Here is a 9793-nt window from a genome sequence, read left to right on the forward strand (position 1 = left end):
TAAACCACGAGCTAAAGTAACATCGAGGTCTAAATTTGCCGATTTTAAACCTAATTCGTTAATAGCATTACAGATGAATTTCAATTCTTCAACACCTTTTAAGCCTTCATTTGAAGAGGCTAAAAGTGTAGCTAATTTTTCAATTTTTTCTGGAATGTTTCCTGTAAAATTGAAAAGCGGTTGTACTTTTTCAATGGCTATTTCAGAAATTCCTTTTTCAAGCATTTCTTTTTTTACGCCGTCTTCTCCAATTTTATCTAATTTATCTAAAGCAACCGTGAAATCAATTAATTTATCTGAAGCGCCAATTACATCAGCAATTCCAGATAATATTTTACGGTTGTTAATTTTAATGTGTACACCTTTTAAACCTAAAGCCGTAAAAATGGTATCGTACAATTGTACAAATTCTACTTCTTGCCAAAGCGAATTGCTTCCCACTACATCGGCATCGCATTGAAAAAATTCTCTAAAACGTCCTTTTTGTGGTCGGTCTGCACGCCAAACAGGTTGAATTTGATATCTTTTGAAAGGAAACTCTAATTCGTTTTGGTGTTGCACAACATAACGAGCAAAAGGAACTGTTAAGTCATAACGTAAGGCTTTTTCAGATATTTGAGTCGTTATTTTTCTACTATTTTTAGCCGTTAAATCTTCATCTGAAACTTTATCTAAATACTCACCCGAATTCAATATCTTAAAAATCAGTCTATCGCCTTCTTCCCCATATTTCCCCATTAAAGTATCCGAATTTTCAAAAGAAGGGGTTTCAATAGGTTGAAAACCAAACTGTTCAAAATTAGATTTTATAATAGAAAATATATAATTCCGTTTAGCTACTTCTGTAGATGAAAAATCGCGAGTTCCTTTAGGAATACTTGGTTTTGATGCCATTTTTATGAATGTATATTGAAAAATTGTATAATGTATATCTAATAGAGTACAAATATCTGACTTTTAAATGGATTCGCAAAAATCAATGACAAAAATCAATGGCAAAAATCAATGGCAATTATGAATTATGAATTGTGACAACACAGGTTTGAGAAATTTTAATAATTTATAAAATCTGTGTAAACTGTGTTCCAAAAAAGTCCAAATCTATTTTCTATATTCTATTTTCTATACTCTATATTCTATTTTCTATATTCTATTTTCTATATTCTTTTCAAAAATCCTGTAACATTTAAAACAAAATGTAGTCAAATAGTTATGATTGGATTATTTAAAGAAAATACAAAAATTGCTATTGATTCTATTAGAAGTCAAGCGTTACGCACCTTTTTAACAGTGTTTATCATAGTTATTGGGATTACTTTTTTAGTAGGAATTTTAACTTTAACTAAAGCATTAGAAAATAATTTATTTGGGAATTTCGCTTCTATGGGTGCCAATACGTTTTCTATAAGTCAATATGATTTTTCAGAACAAATTAACCGAAATGATGAAGGTCAAAAAATAAATCCAATCATTAGCTATCCGCAAGCTAAATCCTTTAAAGATAAATTTGAATTTCCTTTTACAGCTACATCGCTTTCATTTACAGCATCAGCGAATGCAGAAGTAAAATTTGACAATAAAAAAACAGATCCAGAAATTACTGTGTTGGGTGCTGACGAAAATTTTATTCCAAATAATGGTTTTGAGTTGGAATCAGGTCGAAATTTCAATTCTTTTGACGTAGATAATAATAATTATGTGTGTGTTGTTGGTGCAAATTTCAAAGATGGCCTGTTTGAAGGTGTCAATCCAATTGACAAAACCATTTCTGTTAGAGGTGCTAAATTTAAAGTAATTGGATTATTGAAAGGAAAAGGAGCTACTTTTGGAAACAATCAAGACTTACGAATTATCGTTCCAATACAAATTGGACGTTCTATTTTTTCGCAACCTAATATAAATTATGATATTGCTGTAAAAATTAACAACAAGCAATTATTAAACGAATCTGTTGATAATGCAACATTAACAATGCGTCGTGTAAGAAAATTAAATCCGGTTGAAAAAGCTAATTTTGGAATCAAAAGAAGTGATGATTTAATTCAGAAATTAGGTGAAAACATTGCGATAATTAACATTGCTGCAGTAGCAATTGGTGCTATTACCATATTTGGATCAACAATAGCCTTGATGAATATTATGTTAGTTTCCGTTTCCGAAAGAACACGAGAAATCGGCATTAGAAAATCGTTAGGAGCGAAAAGAGGTACTATTGCTTGGCAATTTTTTACTGAAACCTTTATTATTAGTCAGATTGGTGGAATTATTGGAATAATCTTAGGATTGTTACTCGGTACATTAATTGCATCTGTTGCCGGTTTTGAGTTTGTTACGCCTTGGGCTGCTATTATTGCAGCATTTGCAACCACGTTTATAGTGACTATTATTTCTGGATTATATCCCGCAATTAAAGCTTCTAAGTTAGATCCGGTTGAGGCGTTGCGTTATGAGTAAAGCCCCCTAACCCCCAAAGGGGGAATAAAAGATTGAGAAAAATTAGATAAAAAAACTTTCAAGTTTTCTTTCTCTCTTTGGGATTTAGAGGGATGCACAAATCATTCTGTCATTTCCCATAAAATCTTTACGCAATTCAATGTTTTTGAAACCTAATTGCTCTAACAATTCAACGGTTTCATTTCCCAAATATTGATTGATTTCAAAAAATAATTTTCCGTTTGGTGCTAAGCTTTTCAATGCTAATTGGGCAATTTTTCTATAAAATAACAATGCATCAGAATCATCGACAAACAAGGCTAAATGCGGTTCGTAATCTAACACATTTCTTTTTATTTCTTGTTTTTCCAAATTTCGAACATATGGTGGATTGGAGACGATAATATCAAAAAGGAGAGGTTGAGATGTTGAGATGTTGAGATGTTGAGATGTTAAAATATCTTGTTGAATAAAATTTACTTCCACTTGATTATCTGAAGCATTTTTTCGAGCCATTTCTAATGCTTTTTCTGAAATATCAATTGCTGAAACTTGGGCATTCGGAATTTCTTTTTTTAATGTAATTGGAATACAACCCGAACCTGTCCCTAAATCTAGAATTGTTAGATTGTTAGATTTTTGGATTTTTAGATTTTCAACTATCGACTTTTGACTTTCGACAATCCACTCAACTAATTCTTCCGTTTCTGGTCTTGGAATCAAGGTGTTTTCATTGACTTCAAATCGTAAGCCATAAAACCAGGCTTCACCTGTTATATATTGAATGGGTTTTTCGGTTTTAAGTTCTGAAATTATGGTTTTCCATTTTTCTAAATCTGTCTCAGAAACTTCAAATTCAGGGTGAAGTGAAACATCAATTCTCTTTAAATTGTGCAGAAATTCCGTCAAAATAAAAAAGAAACTTTCTATTTCTGAATCTTCCTGAATGGTTTGCAATTCAGAGAAAAAATGCGTTTTTAAACTTTTAATATTCATTTTATATTTTTTAAACACCGATTTACACAAATTACCACAAATTAATCGGTGAAAATTTGTGCAAATCTGTGTTAAATATTTTACAAATCTTTAATCATAAACACATCACAAGCATTATGTCCTGTAGCACCTATAGGTCCATCTATGTAATTAAATCCTGATTTTACATATAATTTTTGGGCATCTTTCATAAATGGTAAGGTTTCTATATAACATTTATCGTAACCAACTTGTTTGGCAAAAGATAAACATTTTTGCATTAAATCTTTTGCAATTCCTTTTCCGCGAGCCTCTTTTGCTAAATACATTTTTTGTAATTCGCAAATTTTGAATTCGGCTTCCACTAAATATCCTATTCCACAACCTCCTAAAATAGTTCCATCCATTTCAACAATAAAATATATTTCATTTTCAGCTTGATATACTTCAAATAAAATATTTAAATGCGGATCTGCGTAGGCTGTTCCTGCTTTTGGAGCGTCTAATTCTTCAAAGACATTTCGAATCACGGTAGCGATTTTCAAATTGTCTTTCGATTCAATTTCTCTTATTATATAATTCATTTGTAAATATAAAATGTAAAAGTACTAAATTTGTAAGATGATTGAGCATGAAATATACATGAAACGCTGTTTGCAATTGGCTAAAAATGGTTTAGGCACTACATATCCTAATCCGTTAGTAGGAAGCGTGATTGTATATAATGAAAAAATAATTGGTGAAGGTTGGCACAAAAAAGCAGGCGAACCACATGCGGAAGTACTTGCAATAAATTCAGTTAAAAACAAAGAATTACTCTCCAAAAGTACCATTTATGTGAGTTTGGAACCGTGTAGTCATTTTGGAAAAACACCTCCATGTGCTAATTTGATTATTGAACATAAAATTCCGAAAGTAGTAATTGGTTGTATCGATAGTTTTTCAGAAGTGGCGGGAAAAGGTGTTGAAAAATTAAAACAAGCCGGTTGCGAAGTTATACTAAATGTTTTAGAGGCAGCGTGTTTGAGAATGAATAAGCGATTTTTTACATTTCACAATAAAAAACGACCATATATTATACTAAAATGGGCAGAAACGGCAGATGGATTTATTGCGCCATTTTTACCCAATTCAAAAACCTCTTTTGCTATCTCAAACGACTATTCAAGGCAATTGGTTCACAAATATCGTACAGAAGAACAAGCCATTTTAGTTGGAACTACAACTGTTTTAAATGACAATCCAAGTTTAGATGCCAGAGATTGGTTTGGACAGCATCCCACTCGAATTATTATTGATAAATCAAATAAAATTTCAGATGGATTTAATGTAAAAAATAAAAAAAATCCGACAATAATTTTTACAGAACAAGAAAATTGTGTACATTCGATAAATATCGTTTATGAATGTATACAGTTTGATACTCATTTGATTTCTAATATCTTAACTCATTTATTTGAAAAAAATATTCAATCTGTTATTATCGAAGGCGGTACATTTACTTTGCAACAATTTATAGATAACCATTTATGGGATGAAGCAAGGGTTTTTATATCAGAAACTAAAATTTCAGAAGGCGTAAAACGTCCTAAATTTAATTTTATTCCTGAAAAAACTATAAAAATTAAAAATAACCAACTAAAAACATACATAAATTATGATTGAAGCGATAATTTTTGATTTAGGAGATGTATTTTTAAACTTGAATCATCAAGCTAGTGCTGATGCGTTTAAGAAATTAGGTTTAAACGCTTGGACAGACGATTTAAAAGCTGCAGCTATTTTATTTGAAACAGGTAAATTAGATGAATTACAATTTATAGAAACCATTCAGAAGCACCTACCAAATGCCAATCTTTTAGAAATTAGAGAAGCTTGGAATGCTATTATTGGGGATTTTCCTTTAGAACGTTTGGAGTTTTTAGAAAAACTACAAAACAAATACGATATATTTTTATTAAGCAATACCAATCCCACACATATTGATAAATTTGAACATCGAGTAGGTTTAACCTTTGCGAGAGAATTTTATGCTCATTTTAATAAAATTTATTTTTCCTACGAAATTAAAGAGCGAAAACCAGATGCAGCTGTTTTCAATTTAATTTTAAAGCAAAATAATTTAAATCCAAAAAAGACGCTTTTTGTAGATGATACCGCAGAACATATTGAAGCCGCAAAAGCATTAGGCATTAATACTTGGCAAATACTTGTAGGGCAAGATGATGTAACCAATTTATTCGATAAAAAAATTCTATAAAATTGGAAGATTCCCAAATTAAAGATACATATAAAACCATTGAAATTCCGGTTGAAAACATTCTTTACAAAGAAAAAAACAGCAAGTTTTTTGGTTTTGCTTTCCCTGTAACTTCAGAAATAGAAGTAAAAACGTATTTAGAAAATTTAAAATCAGAACATTTTTCAGCACGTCATTGGTGCTATGCTTATCAAATTGGTACAGAGGTTATAAAATTTAGAGCTAATGATGATGGCGAACCAAGTAATTCAGCTGGAATGCCTATTTACGGACAAATACAATCTTTTGATATCACGAATGTATTAGTAGTGGTAGTTCGTTATTTTGGTGGCGTAAAATTAGGTGTTGGTGGATTAATTTCTGCTTATAAAACTTCGGCTCAACTTACTTTAGATGAAGCAAATATTATTGAGAAAACCATTGATAAACAGTATAAAATTACTTTCGATTATAAAAACATGAACAAAGTTATGCGAATTATTAAAGAAAAAAACATTCAGATTGTTCATCAAAAAATGGAAATGAATTGCGAGATTCAGATTGCTACAAGGAAAAAAAATGCTAAAGAAATCGTTGACATTTTTACTGCTTTGTTTGAAATTGAAATTGAGGAGCTATAAATTTGTGATAGTAAATTTAATTTTTGAATCAGAAATAATTAAAACTCCCTTTTTTTTAAAAATTTTCACGGGTTTCTTTTATAATTTTCCTAATCAAATAAGCGCTCAAATTCAGTTAAATCGATTAAATTATTTCATTAATTTTATCAGAAACATATTTTGGTGGTACAATTGGCCTACCCGTTTTCATATCTACAAAAACAAGCATCGAGTATCCGGTTGTTAACAATTGATTCTGTTCATTGTAAATTTCATAGTCAAATTCTATTTTCACGGAGGTTTGACTTTTTAGTATTGTTTTTACTCGTAATATATCGTCATAACGCGCTGGTTTTTTATAGTTCATTTCTAATGAAACAACAGGTAACATAACGCCATTATCTTCCATCCATTTATATGAAACACCCAAGTTCCTTAACCACTCTACTCTACCCATTTCAAAATATTGGGCGTAATTTCCATGATACACCACACCCATCTGATCCGTTTCTGCGTATCTAACTCGTACCGTAAATTCGTATTCTCTCATTATTATTTATTATATATTTTTTGTTGTTAAAATTATTGTTAATTATATATTAAATTTAAATCAAAACTACATACAACAATATTTTTTAAATTACAATAGCATTTCATTTTTTTTTAAATAAATTTGTTCACATATTTGCTCTCCCAATAAAATCTACGTAAAAAAAAGTTAACCCTTTCTTTTTCTCAAAATTAGATTAAAAACTTTTTTAAAATTACAACACATGATGACTAATGCAGCAAAATCTGTTTGGAATAATTGCTTGTCCTTTATCAAGGACAATATTCAGGAACAAGCCTATAAAACTTGGTTTGAACCTATTGTAGCAATTAGTCTATCAGAAGACAATGCTTTGCATATTCAAGTTCCTAGTAAATTTTTTTACGAGTGGCTTGAAGAACATTATGTTGTTATATTAAAAACCGCTTTAACTAAAGAACTTGGAAACCAAGCAAAGCTAGTGTATAAAATTAAAATGGAAAACACTTCTGGCAATAAACTTCCATTTACAGAGCAAATTCCTAGTACATACCGTAGTTCTGTTAAAACACAAGAAATTGATGTGCCTATTGTGAATAAAAATCCGGAATTAAAAAATCCGTTTATTATTCCAGGTATCAGAAACGTAAAAATCGAATCTCAATTAAATGCCAATTATAGTTTTGACAATTTTTTAGAAGGTGATTCTAACCGATTATCAAGAAGTGCTGGTTTAGCAGTTGCAAATAAACCAGGCGGTACGTCATTTAACCCATTATTGATTTTTGGTGGTGTTGGTTTAGGAAAAACACACTTAGCACACGCTATTGGTGTTGAAATTAAAGATAAATTCCCTGAAAAAACCGTTTTATATATTTCTGCAGAAATTTTCACGCAACAATATATCGAATCTGTTAAGAAAAATACTAGAAATGATTTTATTCACTTCTATCAACTTATTGATGTATTAATTATTGACGATGTTCAGTTTCTATCAGGAAAAGCTGGAACTCAAGATGTGTTTTTCCATATTTTCAATTATTTGCATCAAAACGGAAAACAAGTTATTTTAACTTCAGACAAAGCACCTGTAGACATGCAAGATATTGAGCAACGCTTATTATCTCGTTTCAAATGGGGATTATCTGCTGAATTGCACCAACCGGATTACGAAACAAGAATTTCTATATTAAGAAATATCTTATACAGAGATGGTGTTGAAATGCCAGATGAAATTTTAGAATACGTTGCAAAACACATAAAATCAAATGTTAGAGAATTAGAAGGTGCTATTATTTCATTAATTGCGCAGTCTTCATTTAACAAACGTGAGATTAATATAGAATTAGCTAAGCAAGTTGTAGAGAAGTTTGTGAAAAATATCAAACGTGAAATTTCTATTGACTACATCCAAAAAGTGGTTTCAGATTATTTCCAATTAGATACAGAAACTTTAAAATCGAAAACCAGAAAGCGTCACATTGTTCAAGCGCGTCAATTAGCTATGTACTTTTCTAAAAAATTCACTAAAGCATCATTGGCAAATATTGGTTCACAAATTGGTGATAGAGACCATGCAACCGTATTACATGCTGTAAAAACAGTTGACAATTTAGTGGCTACCGACAAACAATTTAAAAAGTTTGTGGAAGACATTAACAAAAAGCTGAGTATTTAAAATGCCTACCAAGGTTTTAATGGTTTGTTTGGGAAATATTTGCCGATCGCCATTAGCAGAAGGTGTTTTACAATCAAAACTTCCTAGAAATAAATGTATAGTTGATAGTGCTGGAACAGCAAACTATCATGTTGGAACGGCACCAGACAAACGTTCTATAGTAACTGCTAAGAAATTTGGCATTGACATTAGTCAACAAAAATGCAGGCAACTATCAAAATCTGATTTTAAAACTTTCGATTATATTTATGTTATGGATAACTACAATTACAAAAACGTAATCGCCATAGCGCCCAATGAGGCTTCCAAACAAAAAGTTAAATTAATTTTGAATGAAGTAGATTCAACTAGTGATTTGGAAGTTCCAGATCCCTATTATGGTGAAATGGAAGATTTTGAACATGTTTTTCATCTGTTAGATGAAGCATGTACTCTAATCGCAAGCAAAATTCATTCAAAATAAACACATTAAGTTATTTTCTCTTAATTTAAAAATAAAAGATGAGCACAAATACAAAATTTGGTAAATTATATTTGATTCCATGTACCTTATCAAATCCTGGTGAAGTTACTGTAAATCCAAATGATGTTTTACCAGAAACTATCAAAAGATGTGTGACACTTTTGGATCATTACATTGTAGAAAATGAAAAAACGGCCAGAAAATGTATTAAAGCAATATGCCCAGAAAAATCGCAGCCAAGTTTAAAATTATGGTCGTTAAATAAACATACTGAGATTTCTGAACACTACGAAATGATTCAGCCCTTATTAAACGGAATCGATATGGGTGTAATGAGCGAAGCTGGATGTCCAGGAATTGCTGATCCAGGCGCTGTAATTGTAAAATTAGCTCACGAAAAAGGAATCCAAGTAGTGCCATTAGTTGGGCCAAGTTCTATTCTTTTAGCACTAATGGCTAGCGGTATGAATGGTCAAAGTTTTGCTTTCACTGGTTATTTACCTATAGATAAAAACGAAAAGAAAAGTGCTTTGAGAAATTTAGAGAAATGGTCTCAAGAAAAAAATCAGGCGCAACTATTTATGGAAACGCCGTATAGAAATAATAAATTTTTAGAAGATATTTTAAATACACTTCATCCGCAAACTAATTTGTGTATTGCTTGTGATGTAACGTTGCCAACAGAATTTATAAAAACAAAAACCGTAAACGACTGGAAAAAACAAAAGGTCGATTTACATAATCGACCTTGTATTTTTATTATTCAAAAAAATTAGTTTGTTACTTTAGCAAACCTATTGGATATAACATTTGAAGTATCATAACCGTTAAATCGTTTAATATATGATCTTAAGGA

At 30.6% G+C, this 9793-nt stretch carries 11 protein-coding genes; 7 read left to right on the forward strand and 4 right to left on the reverse strand.

Annotation, left to right across the window (positions count from 1 at the left end):
• Window positions 1–894, reverse strand: an 894-nt coding sequence (locus tag ACIQ11_RS06005) for a histidine--tRNA ligase (protein ID WP_396153742.1), incomplete at its 3' end; no start/stop codon positions are given.
• 318 nt (window positions 895–1212) lie between these two features.
• On the opposite strand from ACIQ11_RS06005, the gene ACIQ11_RS06010 reads away from it, so the two are divergent.
• On the forward strand, window positions 1213–2454 hold the full coding sequence (locus ACIQ11_RS06010; RefSeq protein WP_396153744.1) for an ABC transporter permease: 1242 nt from the start codon (window positions 1213–1215) through the stop codon (window positions 2452–2454).
• Window positions 2455–2538: 84 nt separating this feature from the next.
• Here the strand turns inward: ACIQ11_RS06010 and prmC are convergent, their stop codons facing one another.
• Window positions 2539–3429: a peptide chain release factor N(5)-glutamine methyltransferase gene (prmC, locus tag ACIQ11_RS06015; protein ID WP_396153746.1), complete on the reverse strand. Its 891-nt coding sequence runs from the start codon at window positions 3427–3429 to the stop codon at window positions 2539–2541.
• 80 nt (window positions 3430–3509) lie between these two features.
• Window positions 3510–3992, reverse strand: a complete 483-nt coding sequence (locus tag ACIQ11_RS06020; RefSeq protein WP_396153748.1) for a GNAT family N-acetyltransferase — start codon at window positions 3990–3992, stop codon at window positions 3510–3512.
• 37 nt (window positions 3993–4029) lie between these two features.
• Between ACIQ11_RS06020 and ribD the strand changes: the two genes are divergently transcribed.
• Genes ribD through ACIQ11_RS06035 form a run of 3 tightly spaced genes read left to right on the forward strand, consistent with a single transcriptional unit; the run spans window position 4030 to window position 6288 of the window.
• Window positions 4030–5073, forward strand: coding sequence for a bifunctional diaminohydroxyphosphoribosylaminopyrimidine deaminase/5-amino-6-(5-phosphoribosylamino)uracil reductase RibD (gene ribD / locus ACIQ11_RS06025; protein ID WP_396153750.1), 1044 nt, complete (start codon window positions 4030–4032; stop codon window positions 5071–5073).
• The gene (locus ACIQ11_RS06030; protein ID WP_396153752.1) at window positions 5066–5668 is read left to right on the forward strand and encodes an HAD family hydrolase; all 603 of its coding nucleotides are present in this window, start codon (window positions 5066–5068) and stop codon (window positions 5666–5668) included. Before ribD ends, ACIQ11_RS06030 begins: the two co-directional genes overlap by 8 nt.
• Entirely contained in the window at window positions 5665–6288 is a 624-nt protein-coding gene (locus ACIQ11_RS06035; protein ID WP_396153760.1) for an IMPACT family protein, read from the forward strand. The genes ACIQ11_RS06030 and ACIQ11_RS06035 overlap by 4 nt, the downstream gene beginning before the upstream one ends.
• Before the next feature lie 124 nt (window positions 6289–6412).
• Here ACIQ11_RS06035 and ACIQ11_RS06040 read toward each other — a convergent pair whose 3' ends face one another.
• Window positions 6413–6817: an acyl-CoA thioesterase gene (locus ACIQ11_RS06040; RefSeq protein WP_396153754.1), complete on the reverse strand. Its 405-nt coding sequence runs from the start codon at window positions 6815–6817 to the stop codon at window positions 6413–6415.
• A gap of 226 nt (window positions 6818–7043) precedes the next feature.
• On the opposite strand from ACIQ11_RS06040, the gene dnaA reads away from it, so the two are divergent.
• The 3 genes from dnaA to ACIQ11_RS06055 are packed head-to-tail and all read left to right on the forward strand — an operon-like array spanning window position 7044 to window position 9713.
• Window positions 7044–8474: a chromosomal replication initiator protein DnaA gene (dnaA, locus tag ACIQ11_RS06045; protein ID WP_396153762.1), complete on the forward strand. Its 1431-nt coding sequence runs from the start codon at window positions 7044–7046 to the stop codon at window positions 8472–8474.
• A 1-nt stretch (window position 8475) separates the two neighbouring features.
• The gene (locus ACIQ11_RS06050; protein ID WP_396153756.1) at window positions 8476–8937 is read left to right on the forward strand and encodes a low molecular weight protein-tyrosine-phosphatase; all 462 of its coding nucleotides are present in this window, start codon (window positions 8476–8478) and stop codon (window positions 8935–8937) included.
• Between the two features lie 38 nt (window positions 8938–8975).
• Entirely contained in the window at window positions 8976–9713 is a 738-nt protein-coding gene (locus ACIQ11_RS06055; RefSeq protein ID WP_396153758.1) for an SAM-dependent methyltransferase, read from the forward strand.
• Window positions 9714–9793 lie beyond the last annotated feature (80 nt).

The organism is Flavobacterium sp. (genome assembly GCF_044361065.1).
GTDB lineage: Bacteria > Bacteroidota > Bacteroidia > Flavobacteriales > Flavobacteriaceae > Flavobacterium.